Below are 25008 nucleotides of genomic sequence, written 5' to 3'. Positions count from 1 at the left end.
GACGGTCATCTGAAAAATCTCCCTTCGTCGCCTTATTCGGCGGGAACGTGTCTGGTGGCGACGGCGTGGCCGTCCTGCTTGGCGCGATATTCGCTGTAGGCGGCGATCAGCATGTCCTCGTCGCGATATTGCGGCACCCAGCCGAGCTGGCGCTCGGCCTTGGACACGTCGAGCACGCATTCCTCGTCGGCGATCAGATACTGTTCCGGATCCATGATCGGCATGTTCAATAGGTCGAGCAGGTCGAGCGTGCGCTTGACCGCCCAGCCCGGCGTCGGCAACAGGATCGACCTCGAGCCGGCATGGCGGATCAGGTCGCCGAGCAGCCTCTTTACCGGTGGCGGACTGAGCGAGCCGAGATTGTAGGCCTCGTTCGGCACGCCGGCCTTCCAGGCCGCGCGGGCGGCTTCCGCGCAGTCGAACACCGAGATGAACTGGTAAGGATTCCTGCCTGAGCCGATCATCGGCACAGGCAGGTTCCAGTCGATCAGCTTGAACAGCTTTTCCAGGATGCCGAGGCGTCCAGGGCCGATGATCAGGCGCGGCCTGAACAGCGAGATCGACATGCCGCGCTTGCGCCATTCGCCGGCAAGTTCCTCGGTCTTCAGCTTCGACAGCCCGTACTCGCCGAGCGGCGAGACCGGATGATCCTCGGTCATCGGCAGCACCACCGTGTGGCCGTAGATCATGTCGGTCGTGTAGTGGACGAGCTTCGAGGCGCCGGCCTTGTCCATCGCCTGGATGATGTGCTCGGTGCCGTGGAAATTCACCGGGAAGAAGAAATCGTGCCGCTTGGCGCGCACCTGGATCGGCGACAGCATCTTGGCCGACAGATTGTAGACCATGTCGTCGGCCTTGAGCCCGACCGCCGCGACCGAGGCCGGATCGGTGACGTCGCATGTGATGAAGCGCACCGAGCGGTAATGCGGCAGGTCGCTCTTGACGATGTCGGCGACGACGACGGTCTCCCCGTCCGCGACAAGCTTGGGGGCAAGGTGACGGCCGACGAAGCCGTCGCCGCCGAAAATCACATGTCTCATCGAACGATCTCGCTTGCTTGGGTTCTGTCAGGCGCGATGGAAGCCGTCTGGTCCTCATGGCCGCGGCCACTTTGCGCGATCAGGATCGTGCCGACGCAAATGCAGGCGATGCCGGCGATGCGCCAGCCGTTGAGGTCCTCGCGGAAGACGAAATAGGCAAAGATCGCCACGGCGACATAAGCGAGGCTGAGGAACGGATAGGCGAAGCTGAGCTCGACCTTGGACAGCACATAAAGATGCGATGCCATCGAGATGACGAAGGTGCAGAGGCCCAGGAACACCCAGGGGCTGAACACGATCTGCAGGAGCTTGACGAGCGGATTGGCGCCTTCGAAAGAGATCGGGCCTATCGATATCATGCCCTGCTTCAGCATCAGCTGCGCCGCGGCATTGGTCATGACCGTGAAGAGAATGAAGATTATGTATTTCATTGTTGCCACCCCGCCCCTTGGGCGGTCCTATTACAAACCTGCAAATATTTCGTGAAGCCACGATAGTGCTTTGAACAAACCATGGCGTAACGATTTATTTACCATGTTTTATTCGACTTTTATCTATTCTGCGGCTTCAGCTCTCCCTTGTCCGATCTCCAATCTCTTGGCGGTACGCGCCCAGAAGCTTGATGTGAAAGCCGGATCGCGAAGTGCCTCCAGGCGTTGCCATTGCGGAAACGACGCGGCGAACGTCTCTGGACCCATCCGGGCGTCCTTGTAAGGGTTCACCGCCCCACCCGCCTCGACGGCGACGCGGTCGAGTTCGGCAAGCAGTCGCAACGTCCTTTCGCCCCGGTTGGGGAAATCGAGCGTCAGCGTGTAGCCCGGCCGCGCGAACGACAGCAGCGCCGGCGAGCGGACATCGCCAAAGCGCTTGAGCACGGTCAGGAACGATCCCTCGCTCGCCCGCCGTGCCGCCTCGAGCAACGCCGGGACGATGCGGCGCGCATTGGCCTCCGGCACCACGCTCTGGTGCTGGAAAAGCCCGCGCGGCCCATAGAGCCGGTTCCAGTCGCGGATGCCGTCGAGCGGAAAGAAGAAACCCTGATAGCCCGCCTGGCGCGGAGCCGCGGACCTGCCCTTTTTCCAGCGGTAGGCCGCGTTGAAGACGGTGAGGAAAGGCCGGTTGAGGACATTGAAGGGCGGCTGCACCGGCACGGAAAGCCGGCTGCCGGCACGCGCGGCGGCGTGCGAGCCGTGCTCGGCATGATTGCCGGTGAACAGGAGCCCGCGCCCGCGCCTTTTGCCCCCGGCAAGCTGATCGATCCAGGCGACGGCATATTCGTTGGCCTGGTCGGCAGCCTCGGCAAGATCGAAGAATTCGCCGAGATCGCGAAACCGCGTCGCCTTTTCCGTGATGTCGAGCGAGGGCACCCGCATCAGCTTGATCGATGCCGAAAGGATAAGCCCGGTCAGCCCCATGCCGCCGATCGTTGCCGCGAACAGACGGACATTGTCGGTTTGCGAACAGCGATAGGTTCGGCCGTCGGACCGAAGCAGTGTCAGGGCCTCGACGTGGCAGCCGAAGCTGCCGCGTCGATGGTGGTTCTTGCCGTGGACGTCATTGGCGATCGCGCCGCCCAGCGTGACGAACTGCGTGCCTGGAACCACGGCCGGAAAGAAGCCGTAGGGCGCGACGTGCACGATGATGTCGCAAAGCAGCGTACCGGCATCCGCTTCGAGCACGCCGGTCTCGGCGTTGAAGGAACGGATGCGGTTGAGCGGCCGCATGTCGACCACCATGCCGGCATCGTTTTGGCAACTGTCGCCATAAGAGCGGCCATTGCCGTAACCGAGCAGCGATCCGGCTTTCGCCTCGCCACGCTTCAGCAAGGCGATCGCCTCGTCCGCCGGGATCGCCTCGCGCGCCGGCGCCGTCGCCAGTCCGAAGCTGCCGAAGCGCTCGTTCCTCATCACCAGCCTCCGGCGACGAGGAAGACCGCGCCGATGGCGACGACGATCTGGCTGCGCCAGTCGCGGATGATGAAGACGACCGGATCGTCATGCATCTCGTCGCGCCGGGCGAGGATCCAGACGCGCATCGTGAGGTAGAGCACGATCGGCGCCAGCGGCCATATCAGCCAGGGATGCGGATAGAGCTCGCGCACCGCCGGGCTGTCCATATAGAGCGCCAGGACCAGCGCCGAGGAAAAGGCAGAGGCCATGCCGGCCTGGGCGACGATTTCCTGGTCCTCGGTGCGATAGCCACGACCGGCGATGCGCTCGCCCGGAGGAATGGCCGTGGTGCGCAATTCGACAAACCGCTTCACCAGCGCCAGCGACAGGAAGAAGAAGATCGAAAAGGCGAGCAGCCAGAAGGAGACGTCGACGCCGGTGGCCGCCGCGCCCGCCAGCACGCGGATCGTGTAGAGGCCGGCAAGCGTCAGCACGTCGACCAGAAGCATGCGCTTGAACGACAGCGAGTAGGCAGTGGTGACCGCCATATAGCCGGCAAGCACGCCAAGGAATTCGATCGGCAGGAACAATCCGACGGCGATGCCGATCGCGAGCAGCGCGACGATCGCGCCAAGGCCGAACGGAATGGACAATGCACCGCTGGCGAAGGGCCGGTTGCGCTTTGTCGGATGCTTGCGGTCGAGCGCCAGGTCGAAGAAATCGTTGAGGATATAGATGGCGGACGCCACGGCGCTGAAGGAGACGAACGCCAGCAGGCACTGCCAGATCATGTTTGGGTTGAAATATTCGTGCGACAGCACCATCGGCACGGCGATCAGCGAGTTCTTCAGCCACTGATGCATGCGCAGCATCTTGACGTAGGTCCTCAGCGTCGGCTTCGGCGCCGGCATGGCCTCGGCGCTATGCGCGGCCTGCCAGCGCCGGGCGCTGCGGTCGGGCGCGACCACGAGCGCGTTGCGCGCGGCGTCGAACACTTTGAGGTCATGACGGCTGTTGCCGGCATAGTCGAAGCCCGCGTCGCCATAGGCGGCGACAAGTGCCGCGCATTTCCTGCCCGACGTCATGTTGTGCGGGCCATCGGTCGCCAGCACCTGATCAAAGATGCCGAGATGCGCCGCGATCGCCTCCGCGAACTTGTGCGGCGTTCCCGTCGCCAGCACGATCACGCGGCCCTCCCGGTGCTCGGCGCGCAACCGGTCGAGCAGGTCCTGGCGGTAGGGCAGCGAGGCCGGATCGATGTCGACGCGCCTGGCGATCTCCTGCTTCAGCCGTGCGGGACCGCCGGTCAGCCAGAGCGGCACAAGAAAGAGATAGAGCGGGTTCTTCTTGAACAGGATGAACAGCCCTTCCCACAGAAGGTCCGTCGCAATCAGCGTGCCGTCGAGATCGACCGCAAGCGGGATTGCGTTCCTGTCCGACCTCGCGTCCATTGTCCTGCCCCGATCGACCGCAAGATCCCGGAAAGGGACCACGCGCCAACTCAACCCACGCCGCGTGCCGGCGTCCTCGGGTCGGATATAGCGGGTGATGACGCAGCGAACGTTAAAACGCCCGGTTGCAGCGCGTGGTCATACCGGTTTTCGGGCGTCATCGTTAAGCGACGGCTACCGAAAACGATAAAAGGCCGGACATCGGTCCGGCCTTTGCCAAATCTTGCTGCGCCAATCTTGCGGCGACGGTTACTTGATGCGGGCCGCACCGCCCGAAATTTCGACCGTTTCCGAGCCGGTCAGGGCTTCGAGGTCGCCATTGGGCAGGGTGACGAAGCAGCCGTTCGAGCAGAATTCCACCGTCTCGCCGGCGGCAAGCGTCAGCTCGCTCTTGGCGCCGCCTTCGGTCACGACCAGGGTCCGCGTCTGAGCGTCCCTGTTGATCGCGCTGGCGGCGAAAGCCGAACCGCCCAGAGCCAGCAAAGCGATGGCGGCAACGACAGACTTCCACATTGCATTTCCGGTGTTCACACACCGCCTCTGTTCAAATTTGCAAGGCATTCTCGCCCTTTGCATCGAAGCTTATATGAGATGTTACCTGAACCGCAACTGAATGCCGCATTCATGCCACAATCGGTTTCGGCGCCGGATGAGCGCAGCTTGCGTGGTCTGCAGGCCGGCCCCACCCGAATATCGGTGCACCTCAGCCCGGATCGGGCTTGCGGCCCTTGCGCTTCATCTTGGCCAGCCGCTCCCGCTCTGCCGCGGCTTCCGCCTCCAGCCTCTGCCGCTCGGCGAATTCGGCCTCGATCTTGTCGTCGTCGATCGGCCAGGCCTCGTGCTTCTTCGTTTCGACCACGGCGCGCGGCGTCGAGGGTATCTCGATCCGCTCCTCCTCGAAGATATCGAAGATGGCGAAGCGGATGTCGTTCTGCACGACGCTGCCGTTCATGATGTCGGCGACGAACACGCGGATTTCGAATTCGAGCGCGGCCGCCCCGAAATTGGCGAACAGAACGAACGGCTCGGGGTTCTTCAGCACCATCGGATGGGCACGCGCAATGTCCATCAGGATGGCATGGACGTGCTTGACGTCGCTGCCATAGGCGACGCCGACCTTGATGTCGATGCGCCCGAGCTTGTTGCGATGCGTCCAGTTGCCGACCGCATTGTTGATCAGGTTCGAGTTGGGCAGGATCACCGCCTGGCGCTGGAAGGTCTCGATTTCGGTGGCGCGCACGCTGATCTTGCGTACCGTGCCGCTGACGTCGCCCGCGACGATCCAGTCGCCGACCTTGAAGGGACGCTCGGCAAGCAGGATCAGGCCCGAAACGAAATTCGACACGACGTTCTGCAGGCCGAAGCCGATACCCAGCGAAAGCGCGCCGGCAACCAGCGCCAGATTGGAAAGATCGATGCCCGCGGCCGAGATGCCGACCAGGCCGGCAATCGCCACGCCGGCATAGCCGACGCCAAGCCGGATCGAATTGCGCACGCCGGCATCGACCTTGCCGCGCGCCATCACCGAGCCATCCAGCCAGCCCTGGAACCAGCGCGTCAGGAAATAGCCGATGACGAAGACCACGATACCGCTGAGGATGCCGAGGAAGGAGATGGTCACCGAACCGATCGAGACCCCTGTCGCCAGCTTGTAGGCCCAGGCCTCGATATCGCCGGGCTGGAAGCCCCACATCAAAAGGATCAGCGGCAGGAACACCAGCACGATCATCAGGTTGATGGCGATGCTGACCACCAGGCCGAGCTGGTCGAGGGCGGTATCCTCGTAGCTGGAGTTTTCCGAAAGCCATCGTCCGACCGAAGTGTCGGCGAAACCACCCTCCTCCCCGATCGCACGTGCCGACAGGAAGCCGATATAGGCCGTCACCAGAACGGTGCCGGTCACCACGACCTGGAACGAGACGAAAAGTGCCAGGCCGATATAGCCGAGCAGTGCCGCCGCGATGGTGAGCAGGCCGAGCCCGATGGCGATGAAACGAAGCCAGGCCGGCCAGGGGCGCCACGAGCCGTCGGCGGCCCTGAAAGGCCGCAGCAACCCCATCAGGATGAGGATGACGCCGACGATGATGGTGGCGACAAAGCCCCTGGCGATCGTCAGCGAAAGCGGCGAACCCATCTTCTCGTTGACGACCGACAGGAAGTAATTGAACCCGAGCACCAGCGCCATGGCCGTCGTCAGCCCGACGAGCCAGCGCGCGGGACCGGTCGCGACCGGGATCAGCCGCCAGTTGGGCAGGCGCGGTTCGAGCGCCGCGTTGGTCAGCCGGTTGACGCAGAACACCATGCCGATCACCGTCAGCAAGGCATTGAGGAACGTACCGATATCGCCCCGCAGCACATTGTAATAATTGAAGAAGAACACCGCCGAGGCGAAGAAGACGCCGAGCGCCAGGGTCGGCAGCAGCGTCGACCAGAAGGCCACCGACAGTCGGCTGAGATAGGACGGATCCTCGACGGTCGGGTCGGCCTCGAATATGCGGCCGAACAGGCGCCTGCCGCCGATCAACAGCACCGCCGCCAGCGCCAGCGCCATCAGCGTCGCCGCGAGGATCGCCTGGAACTTGAACCTGACGGCGAAGCTCAGCCACGACGACACCGACTTGTAGAGGCCCGAGAACTGGTCGTGCGCGTCGGAAAAGGCCTGCGGGCTCAGCGCCTCGGTCAGGTCATAGTGCTTGGTGATGACGCTGCGGAAAAGCTCGCTGCGCATGACGGCGATCTTGTCGACCAGCCCGTTGACGCGGATCGACAGGTTTTGCGCGCTGGCGACGACCGCGTTGATCTGAGCCTTTTCCGAGGAGAGCGCGCTGCGCTCGTTGTTGACGATCGCCGGCTCGGCAGGTTGCCCCTGCGCCGGTGGCAAGCCGAGCACCTCGACGCGGTTGTTGATGTCGGTGAGGCGCTGCCGGAATGCCAACGCGCTGTTCAGCGCCGCCCGCGAAATATCCTCGAGCTGCAACCGGATGTCGACCAGCCCCGCATCGTCCTCATCGGGGTCGCCTAATTTCTTCTCCAGGCCGTCGGTCTTGGCCGTCAGGTCCTGGATGGCCTTGGTCTGGTCGGCGATGAGTTGCGATGAGCCATGGCCGATCGCCTGCGCCGACGCCTCCAGCGCCGGCTGCCCGAAGACAGCGACGATGACGACCAGGATCAGTCGCAGCAGGCGGAAGAACATGAGTTTGTTGGCGACTCGCAGCCGAAAAATCCTCGAAATTTCCGCCCTTGATAAAGACCGCCATATCTGGCGGCAAGCCGTCCCCACCGCATCGGCGAGAGTCGGCCTGTCGAAAAGCGATGGCGCAATCTTGGCTTTGCGCTTCCCGCCTGCTCTATAGTCTGCCGCTCGCATCATAAGGACGATAGGAAGAATGGCGGAATATTCAGCCTTCTCGCTGCTCAAGAACGCGCTGACCGGCAACAAGGATTGGAAGCCCGCCTGGCGCAAGCCGGACCCCAAGGCTTCCTATGACGTGATCATCATCGGCGGCGGCGGCCACGGCCTCTCGACCGCCTATTATCTTGCCAAGGAACACGGCATCACCAATGTCGCGGTGCTGGAAAAGGGCTGGCTCGGCTCCGGCAATGTCGGCCGCAACACCACGGCGGTGCGTTCCAACTATCTCTTGCCGCAGAACACCCGCTTCTACGAACATTCGATGAAGCTGTGGGAGAACCTTTCGCACGACCTCAACTACAACGTCATGTTCTCGCAACGCGGCTGCCTCAACCTCGCGCATACGCCCGCCCAGCTCGACGATTATGCCAGGCGCGGCAACGCCATGCGGCATCTCGGCGTCGACGCCGAGCTGATGAGCGTCGACCGGATCAAGCGGCTTGTGCCGGCGCTGGACGTCTCGGGTTCGGCGCGCTTCCCGGTTCTTGGCGGGCTGATGCAGCCGCGCGCCGGCACCGCCCGGCACGACGCGGTCGCGTGGGGCTATGCGCGCGGTGCCGACCGGCGCGGCGTCGACATCATCGAAAATTGCGAGGTTACCGGCTTCCTGCGCGACGGCGGCCGCATCACCGGCGTTTCGACGACGCGCGGCGAAATCCGCGCCAAGAAGGTCGCGCTTGCGGTTGCCGGCAGCACCGGCCAGGTCATGCAGCTTGCCGGCATTTCGCACATGCCGATCGAAAGCCACGTGCTCCAGGCCTTCGTCTCGGAATCGCTGAAGCCCATCGTCGACACCGTTCTCACCTTCGGCATGGGCCATTTCTACATTTCGCAATCCGACAAGGGCGGCCTCGTTTATGGCGGCGACCTCGATGGCTACAACAGCTACGCCCAGCGCGGCAGCCTGCCGATTGTCGACGAGGTGATGAGCGAGATGCTGGCGCTGTTCCCCGGCCTGGCCCGCGTGCGCATGCTGCGCTCCTGGGGCGGGCTGTGCGACATGACGATGGACGGTTCGCCGATCATCACCACCGGTCCGCTGCCGGGCATGTATCTCAATTGCGGCTGGTGCTACGGCGGCTTCAAGGCGACGCCCGCGTCGGGCTGGTGCTTTGCCTACACGATTGCCAAGGACGAGCCGCACGAGTTCAACGCGTCCTTCACGCTCGACCGCTTCTATCGTGGCCTGATCATCGACGACAAAGGCCAGGGCGCGAACCCGCGGCTGCATTAGGGTTTTGAAAGAGAATGCTTATCACCTGTCCCTATTGCGGGCCGCGCGATGTCATCGAATTCACCTACCAGGGCGACGGTAACCGCGAGCGGCCGCAGCCGGCCTCGCAGAACCTCGACGCCTGGAACGCCTATGTCTACGACCGGCTGAACCCGGCCGGCGATCACAACGAGATCTGGCAGCATTCCGGCGGCTGCCGCGCGCATCTGAGGGTCGTGCGCAACACCATCACGCATGAGATCCTGAGCACCGCCTTCGCTCGTGGCGGCCACAAGGCGGGGGGCCGATCGTGAGCCCTCGCCGCACGGAGACCGGCGGCCGGATCGACCGGCTGCGCACCATCCGCTTCACCTTCGACGGCGCGCCTTACACCGGCCATGCCGGCGACACGCTGGCCTCGGCGCTGCTCGCCAACGGCGTGACGCTGTTCGGCCGCTCCTTCAAATATCACCGCCCGCGCGGTCTGCTTGCCGCCGGCGTCGAGGAGCCGAACGCGCTGGTGACGGTGCTGCGCGGCGAAGTGCGCGAGCCGAACATCCCGGCCACCATGGTCGAGATCTATGACGGTCTCGTCGCCGTCAGCCAGAACCGCACGCCTTCGCTTGCCTGGGATGTAAGCGCGATCAACCAACTCGGCGGCAAGATCCTTTCGGCCGGCTTCTACTACAAGACCTTCATGGGGCCAGTGATCGGCCCGCTGAAGGGCACGCGCTTCTGGATGTTCTGCGAGCATTTCATCCGTCGCGCCGCCGGCCTCGGCAAGGCCGGCACCGCGCCCGATCCGGCGCGCTACGAGCGCATGAACGCTTTTTGCGACGTGCTGGTCGTCGGCTCCGGTCCGGCCGGCCTGATGGCGGCAAAAGCCGCCGCCGACCAGGGCGCCCGCGTCATCCTCGTCGATCTCGAAGCCAACTTCGGCGGCTCCGCCAACTGGTCGGGCGAAACCATCGACGACATGCCTGCCGCCGACTGGGCCCAGCGCACCGTTGGCCAGCTCGAAGGCAACGACAATGTCCGCCTTTTGCCGCGCACGACGGTGTGGGGTTATTACGACGGCAACACGCTGGCCGCGCTCGAACGCGTGACCGATCACAAGGAAGTGGCCGCCAAGGGTGAGCCGCGCCAGCGCTACTGGGCGATCCGCGCAGGCACCGTGGTTCTCGCCACCGGCTCCTTCGAGCGGCCGCTGGTGTTCCCGGGCAACGACCGTCCCGGCGTCATGCTGGCGCATGCGGCGGAACGCTACGCAGTTGAATATGGCGTGCTGCCGGGACAGCGCATCGCGCTCTTCACCAACAACGACAGCGCCTACCGCTCGGCCCTCGCCTTGAAGAAGGCCGGCGCCGCGATCGTTGCCATCGTCGATGTCCGAAGCGACGTCTCGAACGACATGCGCCGGCTGGCGAGCGAAGCCGAGGCCGAGCTGCTGGACGGCCATGCCGTGGTTGCGACCGAGGGCGGCAAGGGCCTCACCGGCCTCAAGGTGCAGCGCTTCGACGCCACGAGCGGTGCGCTGAGCGGCGACGAACGCAGCATCCATGCCGACAGCCTTTTGATGTCCGGCGGCTGGTCGCCGACCATCCATCTTGCCAGCCAGGCCGGAGCGAAGGCCGAATGGAACCCGGCACGGCAGGCCTTCCTGCCGCCGAAGCCGAAGCAGAGCTGGCCAAATCAGCAATGGATTGGCGCCGGCGCCTTCACCGGCAGTTTTTCGACTGCCGAAGCCATCGCCGAAGGCCGCGCGGCCGGCCTTCAGGCGGCTGGCGGTGCAGCGTCATCCGCTCCCCTGCCCGTCGTCGAGGCGGCCCCCGGCGATCCCGACCCGGCGCCGGTCTTCGAGATCAAGGCCAAGGGCAAGAGCTTTGTCGACTTCCAGCACGACGTGACCGCCGAGGACGTGCGGCTGGCGCATCGCGAAGGCTTCGTCTCGGTCGAGCATCTGAAGCGCTACACCACGCTCGGCATGGCGACCGACCAGGGCAAGAACTCCAATGTGCCTGGCCTTGCCATCATGGCCGAGGCGCTCGGCAAGCCGATCCCCGAAGTCGGCACGACGCGCTTCCGCCCGCCTTACACGGCGGTGTCGATCGGCTCCTTGGCCGCCGAACGCTTCGGCGACCTCAAGCCCGAACGGCTGACGCCGATGCATGACTGGCACCTCGCCAATGGCGCGAGGATGTATTCGGCCGGCCTCTGGTACCGCCCGATGATCTACGGCCTTGCCGGCGAGACGGTCGAGCAGGCCTATGTCCGCGAAGCGAAAGCGACACGCGAAAGCGCCGGCATCGTCGACGTCTCGACACTGGGCAAGATCGCCGTGCAAGGGCCCGACGCGGCCGAGTTCCTCGACCGCGTCTACACCAACATGTTTTCCACACTCGCGGTCGGCAAGGCCCGCTACGGCCTGATGCTGCGCGAGGACGGGCTTGCCTTCGACGACGGCACCACCTGGCGGCTTGGCGAGCAGGAATTCCTGATGACCACCACCACCGCCAATGCCGGCAAGGTGATGCAGCATCTGGAATATTTCCTCGACGTCATCTGGCCGGAGCTGAAGGTCACCGTCACCTCCGTCACCGACGAATGGGCGGGCGCGGCGATCGGCGGACCGAACGCGCGCGCCATCCTTGCCTCCTGTGTCACCGGCACCGCCGTCGACAACGCCAGCCTGCCCTTCATGGGCATCGTCCATGGCCGGATCGCCGGCGTCCCAGTGATGATCTGCCGGCTGTCCTTCTCCGGCGAAATGGCGTTCGAGGTCTATTCCGGCGCCGGCTACGGCACCCGCGTCTGGGAAGCCTTGATCGAGGCCGGCAAGCCTTTCGGCCTGGTCACCTACGGGCTCGAGGCGCTGGGAACGATGCGCATCGAGAAGGGCCATGTCACCGGCGCCGAGATCGACGGCCGCACCACCGCGCGCGATCTCCATCTCGACTGGATGCTGTCGAAGAAGAAGCCCTTCATCGGCTCGGCCATGATGGACCGTGAAGGCCTGATCGCGCCCGACCGGCTCGAACTGGTCGGCCTGATCGCCCTCGACAACCGGCCGCTCAACGGCGGCGGACACATCGTCGAGGAACTGGACGAAGCCAATCCGCACGACTCGCTCGGCCACATCACCGCCTGCTGCTATTCGCCGGCGCTGGGCAAATATGTCGCGCTGGCCCTGGTCAAGGGCGGCAAGGCGCGTCACGGGACCCGCGCGTTCGTCTCGGATCCGCTGCGCAACCGGTTCGGGCCGATCGAGATCGTCTCCAACCACTTCTACGATCCGGACGGGAGCCGCATGCATGGCTGAGCACCAGTTGCCAGAACGCCAATCGCCGCTCGAACCGGACTATCATCCGGGGTCGCACGGCAATTTCGAACATGGCGTCGATGTCATCCTGTCCGAGACGCGGCCGGGCTCGATCCTGCAGCTCGCCGCATGGCCGGGCGAAGAGAAGCGGCTGATCGAAATTGTCCGCAAGATCACCGGGCTCGCGCTGCCCGACGGCGCCGGCGGTGGCGCGAGCAACGGCGCCCGCGCCGTTTTCGGCTTCGCGCCGGGGAAATTCACCGTGGTGGACGAGGCCGAAGGCCTGGCTCAGGCCTTTGCCGGATCGATCACGCCGGCCATCGGCACACTGACGGACCTTTCGCACGGCCGCACCGCGATCCGCATCGCCGGCCCGAAGGCCGAATGGGTAATGGCGAAATTCTTCGCCATCGACTTCGCCTTGCCGGCCTTCCCGCTCGGCGCTGGACGTTCGACCAACCATCACGAGGTCTTCGCGCAGATCCAGCGCACAGGCGCCGACCAGTTCGACATCTACGTCTTCCGCTCTTTCGCGCGCTCGTTCTGGAAGGCTTTGTGCCACGCCTCGGAGGAGGTCGGTTACGAAGTGCAATAGCCCGGCGCGGCAAGATCAGGAATGGTCCAGCCGGCATCTGGCACTACGGACGATTACAACTGCTGCTTGAGCGTTGGGCCAGCAGGGACGATAGATAGGAATCATCGGCGTTTGCCAGGGCAAACGTCCGCTCAGGCAACCAGTTCGACCATACTCTTCCATGACTGTTGAGACTTCGGCGACGGCCACGACCCGCTTTGCTCCGGCGGGGGGGCCGTCGATGCTGTTGCCGGCGACGGTCGCCTGCGGCGTGTTCATGACCAGCCTCGACCAGAATGTCGTGGTTACCGCGCTGCCCGGCATCGGCGAGAGCCTCGATCGCCCGCCAAGCCAGCTTGGCCTGCTGATCACGGTCTACGTCGCGAGCCTCATCGTCACCATGCCGCTCGGCGGCTGGTTGGCCGACCGCTTCGGCCTGCGCAACGTCTATTGCTTCGCGCTGCTCGTCTTTGCTGGCGCCTCGGCCCTGTGCGGCCTTTCGGAAAACATCTGGATGCTGGTCGGCTCGCGCGCCTTGCAAGGCTGCGGCGGCGCGCTGATGGGCACGCTTGGCCAGGTCGTGATCCTGTCGAGCTTCCCGCGCGACCGCACGCTGAAGATCAACATGTATATCTCGCTGGCCGGCCAATCCGGGCCGCTTGTCGGCCCGCTCGTCGGCGGCGCGCTCACCACTTACGTCTCATGGCGCTGGATCTTCTACATCAACATCCCGATCGCGCTGACCGCCGCGATGCTGGCCGCCTCCATGTTTCCCACGACGACCAAGCCGGTCCGCACGCCGTTCGATTTTCCGGGCTTCCTGCTCGTGGGCAGCGGCATGGGGCTGCTGGTCTTCGGCATGGATTCGCTTGCCGCCAAGGATGCCGCAAGCAGTCTCATCGGCATCGAGCTTGGCCTGGCGATCGTCATCCTGGCGGTTGCCGCCTTCTATTGCCTGCGCGCCCGCAACCCGCTGCTCGATCTCAACCTGCTGCGCATCCGCACCTTCCGCATCTCCTTCCTCACCGGCGGCGCCCTCGACACGATTGGCCTGAGCTCGGTGGTTTTCCTGCTGCCGCTGATGTTCCAGCTCGGCTTCGGCATGAGCGCCGTGCAGGCCGGATCGCTGACCTTCGTCGCCGCGATCGGGTCGTTGATGATGCGCTTCTTCATGCCGCGCCTGTTGAACCGCTTCGGTTTCAGGCGCGTGCTGGTCACCAACACGCCGATCGTCGCTTTGCTGGTCGCGGGCTTTGCCCTGATGCAAGAGAGCCTGCCGGCCTGGATCGTCCTGGCCTACATCTTCGCCTTCGGCGTCTTCCGTTCGGTGCAATGGGCCTCGACCGGCAACCTTTCCTATTCGGATATCGCGCCGGAGCAGCTCGCGCGCTTCAGCGCGCTCTATTACATCTTGTGGCAGCTTGCGGTGGCGATCAGCGTCGGCCTCGCCGCTGCGCTGCTGTCGCTGCTTGCCGGCGGCGGCAAGGCCAGCGTCAACGACTATCGCATCCTGTTCGTCATCGAAGGGCTGATCACGCTTTGCGCGCTGTCGGCTTATCTCAGGCTGACGCCGCAGGATGGCGCCCATGTCAGCGGGCACGGCGCGCATATGAGCACCGATTAGCCGACCGAGAAACTCGGCGTCATTATTCCGCGAAGCTTACCCAGTCCTCGAGCGGCGCGCGGTCGGTGCGGAACTCGTTTTCGGGCTTCGACGTGTCCTCATAGCCGAGCGCCATGCCGCAGACGACGATCTCCTCGTCGGGAATACCGAGCACCGGCCTGATCTGGCGGTGATAGGGCGCGAAGGCCGCCTGCGGGCAGGTATGCAGCCCCCTGCCCCGCGCCGCCACCATGATGTTCTGCAGGAACATGCCGTAGTCGATCCACGACCCCTGGTTCAATCTCCGGTCGATCGTGAAGATCATGCCGACCGGCGCGTCGAAGAAGATGAAGTTGCGGTCGTGCTGGGCGCGCATCCTGTCGACCTCGCGGCGGCCGATGCCCAGCACGCCATAGAGCCCGAAGCCGTTGGCACGGCGGCGCGTGAGGTATGGTTCGAAGAACTGGTCGGGATAGTAGCGGTACTCGTCCCACTCCGCCTTTTCGGCGCGGATGCCGGAATTGAGGATGGCGTCGCTGATGCGCTGCTTGACCTCGCCCTTGGTCACATAGACGCGCCAGGGCTGCATGTTGGTGCCGGACGGCGCGCGCGCGGCGACGGCCAGGATCGCGCGGATCGTGTCATCATCGACCATATCGGGCAGGAAGGCGCGCACCGACCGGCGCGACATGATCGCCTCATCGACGATCTCCGCATCCGACGCGATCCGGATGTTCTTCTCAAGCATGGGTCGTCCCTTTTGGCATGGCCAGAAACCCGCAACCCGGTTTCCTTAACGACCATCCGCAGACTATAAGCTAAAACTGGTCCCCGACCGGACGCCCCACTCGCCGCTCGTGCGCGAGCCTTTGCATCAACCGCCGAAAACGCGCAAGCAAATCTTGTGGCCTATGAAAATCTCCTTGATTTTTTCATGATTTTACCCTCTCATGAAATTTATCCAGATTTTTTCACGAGCAACCTTTGACCCCGACCGCGACCAAATCGGAGCAGGACAATGGCGACCGGCTGCTGGCCGGCGACATCCGTGCGCTCCGCAAGGCGCGCGGCCTCACGCTTGCTGAAATCGCGCTCAAGTTAGGCCGTTCGGTCGGTTGGGTCAGCCAGGTCGAGCGCGGCCTCTCGGTTCCTTCGCTCGGCGACCTCAGAGCATTCGCCAGCCTCTTCGATGTTCCGATCAGCCTGTTCTTCAGCCATGATGTCCCTGTCGAGCAGGAGCGCGGCGTGGTCGTGCGCGCCGGCAGCCGCCGTTCGCTTGGCACAAGTGAATCCGGCCTGGTGGAGGAGCTTCTGTCGCCCGACCTCGGCGGTAGCTTCGAGATGCTGCGCTCGGTCTTCGCGCCGGGCGCGGAGCTGAAGACCGAAGCGCGCCGCCCGACGGAAGAAGCAGGCTATGTCGCGTCGGGCACGTTCGAGATCGAGATCGACGGCGTCTGGCATCGTCTCGGCGAAGGCGATTCGTTCCGCTTCGAGGGCAAGCCGTTCCGCTGGCGCAATCCTGGCGTCGAGGCAGCGGTCGTCATTTGGGTGGTTTCACCGCCTGTCTATTGAACATTGCATGCCGCCCAAAAGTGCCCAGCGGTTTTGGGACATCGGCAAGCATCAACAGGAAGCAAAGCGCGACGTGTCGCGCTTTGAGTTGGAGGAAGAACATGGCGGGTTTGCCGACCACGGCACGCGTGGTGATCATCGGAGGCGGTGTCGTCGGCTGCTCATCGCTCTACCACCTTTGCAAGGCCGGCTGGACCGATTGCGTGCTTCTGGAAAAGAACGAGCTGACTTCCGGCTCGACCTGGCATGCCGCAGGCAACGTGCCGACCTTTTCCTCGTCGTGGTCGCTGATGAACATGCAGCGCTATTCAACCGAGCTTTACCGGGGTCTGGCCGAAGCGGTCGACTATCCGATGAACTACCATGTCACCGGCTCGCTCCGGCTTGCTCATAGCAATGAGCGCATGCAGGAATTCCAGCGCGCCAAGGGCATGGGCCGCTACCAAGGCATGGACATCGACGTCGTCGGCCTCGACGAGATCAAGCGCCGCTACCCCTTTATCGAGACGCATGAGCTGAAGGGTGCGCTCTACGATCCGAGCGACGGCGACATCGACCCGGCGCAGCTGACCCAGGCGCTCGCCAAGGGCGCGCGCGACATGGGCGCGAAAATCATCCGCTTCTGCCCGGTCACCGGCGTGCGCCGCGAGAATGGCGAATGGGTGGTTACCACCCCACAGGGCGAAATCCGCTGCGAGATCGTCATCAACGCGGCCGGCTATCGCGCCGCCGAGGTTGGAAAAATGTTCGGCCGCGAAGTGCCGATGATGGTAATGAGCCATCAGTACATATTGTTCGAGGAAATCCCCGAGCTCGCCGCATGGTCGAAGGAACAGGGCCGCAAATTGCCGCTGCTGCGCGACGTCGACACCTCCTATTATCTGCGCCAAGAAAAGACCGGCATGAATCTCGGCCCCTATGAGCGCAATTGCCGTGCGCATTGGGCGACCCACAACGATCCGATGCCGGAGGATTTTTCCTTCCAGCTTTTCCCCGACGATCTCGACCGCCTCGAGCATTACCTCGCCGATGCCGTGGCCCGCGTGCCGATCCTCGGCACCGCCGGCCTCTCCAAGGTGATCAACGGGCCGATCCCCTACGCGCCGGACGGCAACCCGCTGATCGGGCCAATGCCCGGCGTGCCGAATGCCTTCGAGGCCTGCGTCTTCACCTTCGGCATCGCGCAAGGGGGCGGCGCCGGCAAGGTGCTGGCCGAGTGGGTCACCGAGGGCCAGACCGAATGGGACATGTGGTCCTGCGATCCGCGCCGGTTCACGAGCTTTGCCTCGGCCCCCGACTATTGCGTCGCCAAGGGCATGGAGATCTACGGCAACGAATACGCCATCCAGTTCCCGCGTCATGCCTGGCCGGAGGGGCGCAACCGCAAGCTTTCGCCGCTGCATGAGCGCATCAAGGCGGTGGGCGGCCAGTTCGACGCCTATAATGGCTGGGAGCGCGCCACCTGGTATGCGAAGCCCGGCGACGACACATCGGAAGAAGCCACCCTCACCTTCCGCCGCGAAGGTCCGTGGCACCGCGCGGTGCGCGAGGAATGCCTCGCCGTACGCGACGCCGCCGGCATCCTCGATCTGCCCGGCTTCTCGCGTTTCAACCTCGAAGGCCCCGGTGCGGCTGACTGGCTGGCAAGGCAGGTCACCGGGCTGGTGCCGAAGCCCGGCCGCATCGGCCTCGTCTATTTCGCCGACGACAAGGGCCGCATCGTTACCGAAATGTCGGTGGTACGCCATGGCGAGGACCAGATGACGCTGATCACAGCGGCGGTGGCGCAGTGGCACGATTTCGAATGGCTGAAGTCGCGCATGCCCGCCGACGCAGCCTTCACGCTGACCGACCGGACGGAGGAATACTCGACCCAGATCCTCGCCGGACCGAACTCGCGCAAGATCCTGGCCGACGTCTGCGACGCGGATCTCTCGCTGCCCTGGCTGACGCATCAGGAAACGACCATCGCCGGACGCTGGGCGAAACTGGTACGCGTCTCCTTCGCCGGCGAGCTCGGCTGGGAGATCCACACCAAGGTCGCCGACACGGCGACCATCTTCGACGCCGTCTGGGCCGCCGGCCAGAAGCTCGGGCTGAAACCCTTCGGAATGTATGCGCTGGATTCGCTGCGGCTGGAGAAAGGCTACCGCGCCTGGAAGGGCGATCTCTCGACCGACTATTCGATCCTGCAGGGCGGCCTGGAGCGCTTCGTCAAATGGGACAAGCCCGACTTCCGCGGCAAGGCGGCTTTGCTCAATGAAAAGCAGCAGGGCGTGACGAAGCGTTTCGTCACGCTGGTCGTCGAAAATCCCGGCGATTGCGACGCGCCCTATATGTCGACGCTCTGGCACGGCGGCAGCATCGTCGGTGAGACGACGTCGGGCGGCTGGGGCCACCGGGTCGGCAAGTCGATTGCGCTTGGCATGCTGCGCGCCGATCTCACGCAGCCGGGCACGGCGATCGAAATCGAGATTTTTGGCGATCGCTTCAAGGCCGTCGTCCAGAATGACGAGCCGCTGTGGGATCCGAAGAACGAGAGGTTGCGGGCATGACCTCCGTCATCCTCACGGATGGCGGCATGGGCCAGGAACTGGTCCGGCGCAGCAGGTCCGAGCCGACGCCGTTATGGTCGGCCAGGGTGCTGATCGACGAACCGAACCTGGTGCGCGACCTGCACGCGGAATTCATCCGTGCCGGCGCACGTGTCATTACCATCAACACCTATTCGGCAACGCCGGAACGCCTGGCCCGCGAGGGCGCCGAAGATCTGTTCAAGCCGTTGCAGAAGCGCGGCATCGAACTGGCGAGGCAGGCCCGCGACGAAGCGGGCGACGCAGCCATAGCCGGCTGCCTGTCGCCTCTGTTCGGAAGCTACGCGCCGGCGCTGACCATCTCCTTCGAGGAGACGCTCGATATCTATCGCCGAATAGTCGCCGAGCAGGCCGACAGCGTCGATCTGTTCCTGTGCGAGACGATGGCTTCCGCCGAGGAGGCCCGCGCAGCGGTCACCGCAGCCTCGGAAAGCGGCAAGCCCGTATGGGTGTCGTGGACATTGGCCGACCACGGCACGCCCCGCCTGCGCAGCGGCGAAACCATTGCTGCCGCCGTCAACGCTCTCGACGACCTGCCGGTCGCGACCCGGCTGCTCAACTGCTGCCGGCCCGAAGCCATCGCCGCCGCCTTGCCCGAACTCGTTGCCCTGGGAGGACAGGTGGGTGCCTATGCCAACGGCTTCACTTCGGTCGAGGCATTGAAGCATGGCGGCACGGTCGAGGTGCTGCACGCCCGCCATGATCTCGATCCGCAAGCCTATGCCGACCAGGCCATCGGCTGGGTCGATGCCGGCGCCGGCATTGTCGGCGGCTGCTGCGAGGTCGGCCCCGCCCATATCGCCGCCCTGCGGGACAAGCTCACGCGGGCCGGCCACCAGATTTCGGGAGTTTCCTGATGCCAAAGCCGTCAAAGCGCATTACTGCCATCGTGCCTTCCGGCAAGGATGGTTGGGAGGTTCATTTCGCCGCCTGGAATCGGAAGCAGGCCGGCGAAGACATCATCGTGCTCTCGGTCGGCGACCATGATTTCGACACGCCGTCTGAAACGATCGAGGCTTGCGTGACCGCCGTGCGCGGCAGCAACCATCACTACACGCCGCTGCCTGGCCTACCGCGCCTGCGCAAGGCGATGGCCGCCGCCGCGACCGCTTGCGCCGGCATCCTCACGGAACCCGACGAGGTCATCGCCACGCCTGGCGGCCAGGCAGCGCTTTACGCTGCCGTGCAGGGCGTGCTCGACCCTGGCGACCACGCCATCGTCGTCGCGCCCTATTACGCCACCTATCCCAACACCTTCAGCGCCGCAGGCGCCCGCTTCACCGTGGTCGAGACGCCCGCCGAAGATGGATTTCAACCCCGCGCGGAGATGATCCGCGCCGCGCTCAAGCCCAACACCCGCGCCATCCTGATCAACACGCCGAACAATCCGACGGGCGCCGTCTACTCGCGCGAACGGCTCGAGCAACTGGCCAAAATCTGCAAGGAGCATGATCTCTGGCTGCTGTCGGACGAGGTCTACTGGACGCTTGGCGGCGGCGAGCATATCTCGCCGCGTTCGCTGCCCGGCATGGCCGAGCGCACGCTGGTCATCAACTCCATGTCGAAAAGCCACGGCATGACCGGTTGGCGCATGGGCTGGCTGACCGGGCCGAAAGCGATGATCGCGCTGATGACCGACCTCAATCTGGTCACGACCTATGGCCTGCCGGCCTTCATTTCGATCGCCTGCGCCGAGGCGTTGGAGAACCACTATGGCGTGAAGGACATCGCCGAACGCTATGCCGCGCGACGCACCGTCTTCCTCGATGCCATACGCGGCGCCAACGAAGTCACCGTGCGCGGCTCCGAAGGCGGCATGTACATCATGCTCGATATCTCTGCCGTCGAGCCCGACGATGAGAAATTCGCCTGGGCACTGCTCGACAAGGAAAAGGTCGGCGTGATGCCCGGATCGAGCTTCGGCGAGGCCGCGGCCGGGCACATCCGCATCAGCCTCTGCCAGCCAGAACCCATCCTCAAGGAAGCAGCGCTTCGCGTGCGCCGCTTCGCCTCCAACTACCGCCGCGAGGCAGCATGACCAAGGCCATCCCCAGTAAGGCCCGCGCCGTCATCATCGGCGGCGGCGTCTCCGGCTGCTCGGTCGCCTATCACCTAGCCAAGCTCGGCTGGACCGACATCGTGCTCTTGGAGCGCAAGCAGCTCACCAGCGGCACCACCTGGCATGCGGCCGGACTGATCGGCCAATTGCGCGGCTCGCAGAACATGACGCGGCTGGCGAAATACTCGGCCGACCTCTACGTCAAGCTCGAAGCCGAGACCGAGGTCGGCACCGGCATGCGCCAGGTCGGCTCGATCACCGTCGCGCTGACCGAAGAGCGCAAGCACGAGATATATCGGCAGGCATCGCTCGCCCGCGCCTTCGATGTCGACGTGCGCGAGATTTCGCCGAGCGAAGTCAAGGAGATGTACCCGCATCTCAATGTCTCGGACGTGGTCGGCGCGGTGCATTTGCCGCTCGACGGCCAGTGCGATCCGGCCAACATCGCCATGGCGCTGGCCAAGGGCGCGCGCCAGCGCGGCGCGACAATCATCGAGAACGTCAAGGTCACCAAGGTCCACACCAGGAACGGCCGCGTCTCCGGCATCTCCTGGGCGCAGGGCGAAGAACAAGGCACGATCGAAACCGACATCGTCGTCAACTGCGCCGGCATGTGGGCGCGCGAGCTTGGCCGGCAGAACGGCGTCACCATCCCGCTGCATGCCTGCGAACATTTCTATCTCGTCACCGAGCCGATCCCCGGCCTGTCCCGCCTGCCGGTGCTGCGTGTCCCGGACGAGTGCGCCTACTACAAGGAGGACGCCGGCAAGATGATGCTCGGCGCCTTCGAGCCGGTGGCGAAGCCCTGGGGCATGGACGGCATCCGCGAGGATTTCTGCTTCGATCAGTTGCCCGAGGACATGGATCATTTCGAGCCGATCCTCGAAATGGGCGTCAACCGCATGCCGATGCTGGGCACCGCCGGCATCCACACCTTCTTCAACGGTCCGGAGAGTTTTACCCCCGACGATCGCTACTATCTCGGCGAGGCGCCGGAACTTGCCGGCTACTGGATGGCGACCGGCTACAATTCGATCGGCATCGTCTCCTCGGGCGGCGCCGGCATGGCGCTGGCGCAATGGATCAACGACGGCGAGGCGCCCTTCGACCTTTGGGAAGTCGACATCCGCCGCGCCCAGCCCTTCCAGAAGAACCGCCGCTATCTCAAGGAGCGCGTCTCGGAAACGCTCGGCCTGCTCTACGCCGACCATTTCCCCTATCGCCAGATGGCGACCTCGCGCGGTGTGCGCCGCTCGCCTCTGCATGAACATTTGAAGGCGCGCGGCGCCGTCTTCGGCGAGGTGGCGGGCTGGGAGCGCGCCAACTGGTTCGCGCGTGACGGCCAGGAGCGCGAATACCGCTATTCCTGGAAGCGGCAGAACTGGTTCGACAACCAGCGCGAGGAGCATCTGGCCGTGCGCAACGGCGTAGGCCTGTTCGACATGACCTCCTTCGGCAAGATCCGCGTCGAAGGCCGCGATGCCTGCGCGTTCCTGCAGCGTCTCTGCGCCAACGACTTGGACGTCGCGCCGGGCAAGATCGTCTACACGCAGATGCTCAATGCCAAGGGCGGCATCGAGAGCGACCTCACCGTGACGCGACTTTCCGAAACAGCTTATTTCCTCGTCGTGCCGGGCGCCACCTTGCAGCGCGACCTTGCCTGGCTGCGCAAGCATATCGCTGACGAATTCGTCGTCATCACCGACGTGACCGCCGCCGAAGCCGTCATCTGCCTGATGGGACCGGACGCGCGAAACCTGATCCGGAAGGTCAGCCCGAACGATTTTTCCAACGAAGCCAATCCGTTTGGCACTTTCCAGGAGATCGAGATCGGCATGGGCCTCGCCCGGGCGCATCGCGTCACCTATGTCGGCGAGCTCGGCTGGGAACTCTATGTCTCGACGGAGCAGGCCGCCCATGTCTTCGAGGCGATCACTGAAGCCGGCACCGATGTCGGCCTGAAGCTTTGCGGCCTGCATACGCTCGATTCCTGTCGCATCGAAAAGGCCTTCCGCCATTTCGGCCACGACATCACCGACGAGGACAATGTGCTGGAGGCCGGCCTGGGCTTTGCCGTCAAGACGAGCAAAGCCGGCTTTATCGGCCGCGACGCGGTGCTCAGGAAGAAGGAAGCCGGCCTGTCACGCCGGCTGGTGCAGTTCCGCCTGAAAGACCCCGAGCCCCTGCTCTTCCACAACGAGGCGATCCTGCGCGACGGCAAGATCGTCGGCCCGATCACCTCCGGCAATTACGGCCACCATCTCGGCGGCGCGATCGGCCTGGGTTACGTGCCGTGCGAGGGCGAAAGCGAGGCGGATGTGCTTGCCTCATCCTACGAGGTCGAGATCGCCGGTGAGCGCTTTGCGGCGGAGGCATCGCTGAAGCCGATGTATGATCCTAAGGCGGAACGGGTAAGGATGTAGCCTTTCTTCTGTTCACTTCGGACAGGATTGCCGCAGGCGTGACCAGGCGACCGTTGTTACTTGTCCGGCATGGTTGAGGGATCGCGAGCACCATGACGAATACCGATAATCACGATTTCGTCGGCGGAAGGCTCGTAAGATCAGAGAAGGATAAGGTCTCACGACGATCCGGCGCATCGGCCTTTCGTCTGTAACGACGCCGCTTAGCGGATGTTCAAGCAATAAATCGATGACCGCATGGAGCCTAGCTTGGATCCGCTTCGCTCCTTTGGGTGACTGCAATGCGATATTGCCGAGAACTTCATCTAACTCGGCTAGCGCCGCCAGCGTATAACGAAGCTTCACAGGCCGTGCTTCGCCCAAATAGCACGGACTTCCTCGTCGGTTGCAAATTCACCGCGCGCAGCCTGCGCCCGGGACATTGCGAGCGAGGCTTTTTCCTCTCGGCCCAGTTGATGAACAGGTTCGTCCCCCTCATCACCCGCGAGCCGCAAGAAGACACGCGCATACTCGTCCTGCAATTCAGGAGGCAAGGTGCGGACACGTTGGACAGCATGTTCGAAGAGCTTGGTCATGCTTCTAATATGCACTTCATTTCCGCATAAAAAAAGGCAAACTCGTTCGGCGCGATCCCGCAGGAAAGTCGAAGCCCCTAAAACCGCTCCAGCGTCCTTTGAACTTTGACCAGAAAGGCCGTCCGGCTCCTGGGCGTCGAGGAATCCATCAGATAGTGGGCGAGAAAAAACGTCCTGCAGCGCGTGGCGCAGAGCGCCCGCATGCCGCGCAGGATGGTCTTGCGGCCGGGCTGGCCAACGACCACGCTCCACCAGGTCGGCGCGCCGCAAGTGGTGATGACGCCGACCTTGGTGACATGCGTCATCAGCGACTTGATGCGGCCCTTTCCGGCCGGCAGCTGGAAGGCGATGTCGGTCGCCCAGACCCGGTCGAACCAGCCCTTCAGCATCGCCGGCAGGCCGTACCACCAGGTCGGATAGATGAAGAGGATCGCCTGCGCCCATTTCAGATGCTCGAAATGCGGCTTGAGCGCCGGGTCTTCCGGCGCCCGGTCGTTGTAGAAGCGCCGCTCCTCGCAGCTCATCACCGGGTCGAAATTCTCGGCATAGAGATCGAGCAATCTTACATCGCAACCCTTTGCGTTCAGCACCTCGACGGCAGTATCGCGGATCGCCGCGCAATAGCTCTCCGGCACCGGATGGCAATAGACCACCAGCACGCGCATCAGAAGGCGTCCATCGTGGCGGCGACCTTCGCCATGAAGGCGTCGCGCGTCTCGTCGGTGGAGAGGTTCATTGAATAATGCGCGAGATAGGAGACGGAAGCGCCGGGTTTGATCGTGGCCCGCAGCATGCGCTTCACGATCTTGCGCGGCGGGTCGCCCATCAGCATGGCGCGCAAACGGCTGCCGCCATAGGTGGTGATGGCCGCCATTTTACGGATATTGTGCAGCGTCGGCCGCACCTTGCCGTCGACCAGCTTGAACGACACGCCAGGCAGGAAGACGCGGTCGAAAAACCCTTTCAGGATCGCCGGATAACCGTAATTCCAGACCGGGAAAGACAGCACCAGCGCTTCTGCATTCCGCAGCCTTTCGACATAGGGGGCGACCGGGTCGTCCGGCCCGCGCGGGTCGTGGTAGCCGAGCCGCTCGGCGCGCGTCAGCCGCGGATCGAAATCCTCGGCATAGAGGTCGCAATCGTCGACAGCATGACCCGCCGCGGCGAGCCGCTCGACGATCGTCCGGTGCAGGCCGGCGTTGAAGCTGGTCTCCACCGGATGCGCGAAGAGCACGAGGATTTTCACGTGACAAGATCCCGAACGCCAGCGCGAGGCACCCCCCT

At 64.2% G+C, this 25008-nt stretch carries 21 protein-coding genes; 10 read left to right on the top strand and 11 right to left on the bottom strand.

Annotation, left to right across the window (positions count from 1 at the left end):
• Positions 1-32 precede the first annotated feature (32 nt).
• From FJ417_RS20800 to FJ417_RS20775, 6 genes are all read right to left on the bottom strand, one after another.
• Positions 33-1040 (bottom strand): NAD(P)-dependent oxidoreductase, encoded by a 1008-nt coding sequence (locus FJ417_RS20800; RefSeq protein WP_140784756.1) that lies wholly within the window; start codon positions 1038-1040, stop codon positions 33-35.
• The gene (locus tag FJ417_RS20795; protein ID WP_140784755.1) at positions 1037-1471 is read right to left on the bottom strand and encodes an EamA family transporter; all 435 of its coding nucleotides are present in this window, start codon (positions 1469-1471) and stop codon (positions 1037-1039) included. Before FJ417_RS20795 ends, FJ417_RS20800 begins: the two co-directional genes overlap by 4 nt.
• 123 nt (positions 1472-1594) lie before the next feature.
• On the bottom strand, positions 1595-2947 hold the full coding sequence (locus tag FJ417_RS20790; RefSeq protein ID WP_140784754.1) for an FAD-binding oxidoreductase: 1353 nt from the start codon (positions 2945-2947) through the stop codon (positions 1595-1597).
• Entirely contained in the window at positions 2947-4380 is a 1434-nt protein-coding gene (locus FJ417_RS20785; RefSeq protein ID WP_140705618.1) for a UbiA family prenyltransferase, read from the bottom strand. The genes FJ417_RS20790 and FJ417_RS20785 overlap by 1 nt, the downstream gene beginning before the upstream one ends.
• A 249-nt stretch (positions 4381-4629) precedes the next feature.
• Entirely contained in the window at positions 4630-4893 is a 264-nt protein-coding gene (locus FJ417_RS20780) for a hypothetical protein (protein WP_027167119.1), read from the bottom strand.
• A gap of 190 nt (positions 4894-5083) precedes the next feature.
• A complete protein-coding gene (locus tag FJ417_RS20775; RefSeq protein WP_140784753.1) occupies positions 5084-7573 on the bottom strand; it encodes a mechanosensitive ion channel family protein in 2490 nt (829 codons plus the stop codon).
• A gap of 193 nt (positions 7574-7766) precedes the next feature.
• Here FJ417_RS20775 and FJ417_RS20770 point away from each other — a divergent pair, with 193 nt between their 5' ends.
• From FJ417_RS20770 to FJ417_RS20750, 5 genes are all read left to right on the top strand, one after another.
• A complete protein-coding gene (locus FJ417_RS20770) occupies positions 7767-9026 on the top strand; it encodes a sarcosine oxidase subunit beta family protein (protein WP_140784752.1) in 1260 nt (419 codons plus the stop codon).
• Between the two features lie 14 nt (positions 9027-9040).
• Positions 9041-9319: a sarcosine oxidase subunit delta gene (locus FJ417_RS20765; RefSeq protein ID WP_140646633.1), complete on the top strand. Its 279-nt coding sequence runs from the start codon at positions 9041-9043 to the stop codon at positions 9317-9319.
• Positions 9316-12324 carry a sarcosine oxidase subunit alpha gene (locus FJ417_RS20760; RefSeq protein ID WP_140784751.1) on the top strand — a complete coding sequence of 1003 codons (3009 nt, stop codon included), beginning with the start codon at positions 9316-9318 and terminating at the stop codon, positions 12322-12324. Before FJ417_RS20765 ends, FJ417_RS20760 begins: the two co-directional genes overlap by 4 nt.
• Positions 12325-12331: 7 nt before the next feature.
• The gene (locus FJ417_RS20755; RefSeq protein ID WP_140784778.1) at positions 12332-12919 is read left to right on the top strand and encodes a sarcosine oxidase subunit gamma; all 588 of its coding nucleotides are present in this window, start codon (positions 12332-12334) and stop codon (positions 12917-12919) included.
• A 160-nt stretch (positions 12920-13079) separates the two neighbouring features.
• Entirely contained in the window at positions 13080-14522 is a 1443-nt protein-coding gene (locus tag FJ417_RS20750; RefSeq protein WP_140646637.1) for an MFS transporter, read from the top strand.
• Between the two features lie 22 nt (positions 14523-14544).
• Here FJ417_RS20750 and FJ417_RS20745 read toward each other — a convergent pair whose 3' ends face one another.
• A complete protein-coding gene (locus FJ417_RS20745) occupies positions 14545-15249 on the bottom strand; it encodes a nitroreductase (RefSeq protein WP_140646639.1) in 705 nt (234 codons plus the stop codon).
• A 236-nt stretch (positions 15250-15485) separates the two neighbouring features.
• On the opposite strand from FJ417_RS20745, the gene FJ417_RS20740 reads away from it, so the two are divergent.
• The 5 genes from FJ417_RS20740 (at position 15486) to FJ417_RS20720 (ending at position 23149) form a co-directional block, all read left to right on the top strand.
• On the top strand, positions 15486-16073 hold the full coding sequence (locus FJ417_RS20740) for an XRE family transcriptional regulator (protein WP_246687501.1): 588 nt from the start codon (positions 15486-15488) through the stop codon (positions 16071-16073).
• Between the two features lie 101 nt (positions 16074-16174).
• Positions 16175-18628: an FAD-dependent oxidoreductase gene (locus tag FJ417_RS20735; RefSeq protein WP_140784750.1), complete on the top strand. Its 2454-nt coding sequence runs from the start codon at positions 16175-16177 to the stop codon at positions 18626-18628.
• On the top strand, positions 18625-19524 hold the full coding sequence (locus FJ417_RS20730) for a homocysteine S-methyltransferase family protein (protein ID WP_140784749.1): 900 nt from the start codon (positions 18625-18627) through the stop codon (positions 19522-19524). The genes FJ417_RS20735 and FJ417_RS20730 overlap by 4 nt, the downstream gene beginning before the upstream one ends.
• Positions 19524-20705: a pyridoxal phosphate-dependent aminotransferase gene (locus tag FJ417_RS20725; RefSeq protein WP_140784748.1), complete on the top strand. Its 1182-nt coding sequence runs from the start codon at positions 19524-19526 to the stop codon at positions 20703-20705. Before FJ417_RS20730 ends, FJ417_RS20725 begins: the two co-directional genes overlap by 1 nt.
• Complete coding sequence (locus FJ417_RS20720; RefSeq protein WP_140784747.1) at positions 20702-23149, top strand: FAD-dependent oxidoreductase; 2448 nt, start codon at positions 20702-20704, stop codon at positions 23147-23149. Before FJ417_RS20725 ends, FJ417_RS20720 begins: the two co-directional genes overlap by 4 nt.
• 12 nt (positions 23150-23161) lie before the next feature.
• Here the strand turns inward: FJ417_RS20720 and FJ417_RS20715 are convergent, their stop codons facing one another.
• From FJ417_RS20715 to FJ417_RS20700, 4 genes are all read right to left on the bottom strand, one after another.
• On the bottom strand, positions 23162-23494 hold the full coding sequence (locus FJ417_RS20715) for a type II toxin-antitoxin system RelE/ParE family toxin (protein WP_246687504.1): 333 nt from the start codon (positions 23492-23494) through the stop codon (positions 23162-23164).
• Positions 23491-23724 (bottom strand): hypothetical protein, encoded by a 234-nt coding sequence (locus tag FJ417_RS20710; RefSeq protein WP_140784746.1) that lies wholly within the window; start codon positions 23722-23724, stop codon positions 23491-23493. The genes FJ417_RS20715 and FJ417_RS20710 overlap by 4 nt, the downstream gene beginning before the upstream one ends.
• Before the next feature lie 77 nt (positions 23725-23801).
• Positions 23802-24389, bottom strand: a complete 588-nt coding sequence (locus FJ417_RS20705; protein ID WP_140784745.1) for an NAD(P)H-dependent oxidoreductase — start codon at positions 24387-24389, stop codon at positions 23802-23804.
• A complete protein-coding gene (locus FJ417_RS20700; protein WP_181183265.1) occupies positions 24389-24970 on the bottom strand; it encodes an NAD(P)H-dependent oxidoreductase in 582 nt (193 codons plus the stop codon). The genes FJ417_RS20705 and FJ417_RS20700 overlap by 1 nt, the downstream gene beginning before the upstream one ends.
• Between the last annotated feature and the right edge of the window lie 38 nt (positions 24971-25008).

Source organism: Mesorhizobium sp. B3-1-7 (genome assembly GCF_006439385.1).
GTDB lineage: Bacteria > Pseudomonadota > Alphaproteobacteria > Rhizobiales > Rhizobiaceae > Mesorhizobium.
The sequence above is the reverse complement of the archived record's forward strand: the minus strand, read 5'-3'. Positions and strand labels throughout refer to the sequence as shown.

Coding starts and splice junctions, on each gene's coding strand:
- FJ417_RS20725 (WP_140784748.1), top strand. CDS start 19,524: ATGCCAAAGCCGTCAAAGCGCATTACTGCCATCGTGCCTTCCGGCAAG.
- FJ417_RS20710 (WP_140784746.1), bottom strand. CDS start 23,724: ATGACCAAGCTCTTCGAACATGCTGTCCAACGTGTCCGCACCTTGCCT.
- FJ417_RS20785 (WP_140705618.1), bottom strand. CDS start 4,380: ATGGACGCGAGGTCGGACAGGAACGCAATCCCGCTTGCGGTCGATCTC.
- FJ417_RS20770 (WP_140784752.1), top strand. CDS start 7,767: ATGGCGGAATATTCAGCCTTCTCGCTGCTCAAGAACGCGCTGACCGGC.
- FJ417_RS20780 (WP_027167119.1), bottom strand. CDS start 4,893: ATGTGGAAGTCTGTCGTTGCCGCCATCGCTTTGCTGGCTCTGGGCGGT.
- FJ417_RS20750 (WP_140646637.1), top strand. CDS start 13,080: ATGACTGTTGAGACTTCGGCGACGGCCACGACCCGCTTTGCTCCGGCG.
- FJ417_RS20735 (WP_140784750.1), top strand. CDS start 16,175: ATGGCGGGTTTGCCGACCACGGCACGCGTGGTGATCATCGGAGGCGGT.
- FJ417_RS20745 (WP_140646639.1), bottom strand. CDS start 15,249: ATGCTTGAGAAGAACATCCGGATCGCGTCGGATGCGGAGATCGTCGAT.
- FJ417_RS20765 (WP_140646633.1), top strand. CDS start 9,041: ATGCTTATCACCTGTCCCTATTGCGGGCCGCGCGATGTCATCGAATTC.
- FJ417_RS20720 (WP_140784747.1), top strand. CDS start 20,702: ATGACCAAGGCCATCCCCAGTAAGGCCCGCGCCGTCATCATCGGCGGC.
- FJ417_RS20790 (WP_140784754.1), bottom strand. CDS start 2,947: ATGAGGAACGAGCGCTTCGGCAGCTTCGGACTGGCGACGGCGCCGGCG.
- FJ417_RS20775 (WP_140784753.1), bottom strand. CDS start 7,573: ATGTTCTTCCGCCTGCTGCGACTGATCCTGGTCGTCATCGTCGCTGTC.
- FJ417_RS20800 (WP_140784756.1), bottom strand. CDS start 1,040: ATGAGACATGTGATTTTCGGCGGCGACGGCTTCGTCGGCCGTCACCTT.
- FJ417_RS20705 (WP_140784745.1), bottom strand. CDS start 24,389: ATGCGCGTGCTGGTGGTCTATTGCCATCCGGTGCCGGAGAGCTATTGC.
- FJ417_RS20730 (WP_140784749.1), top strand. CDS start 18,625: ATGACCTCCGTCATCCTCACGGATGGCGGCATGGGCCAGGAACTGGTC.
- FJ417_RS20795 (WP_140784755.1), bottom strand. CDS start 1,471: ATGAAATACATAATCTTCATTCTCTTCACGGTCATGACCAATGCCGCG.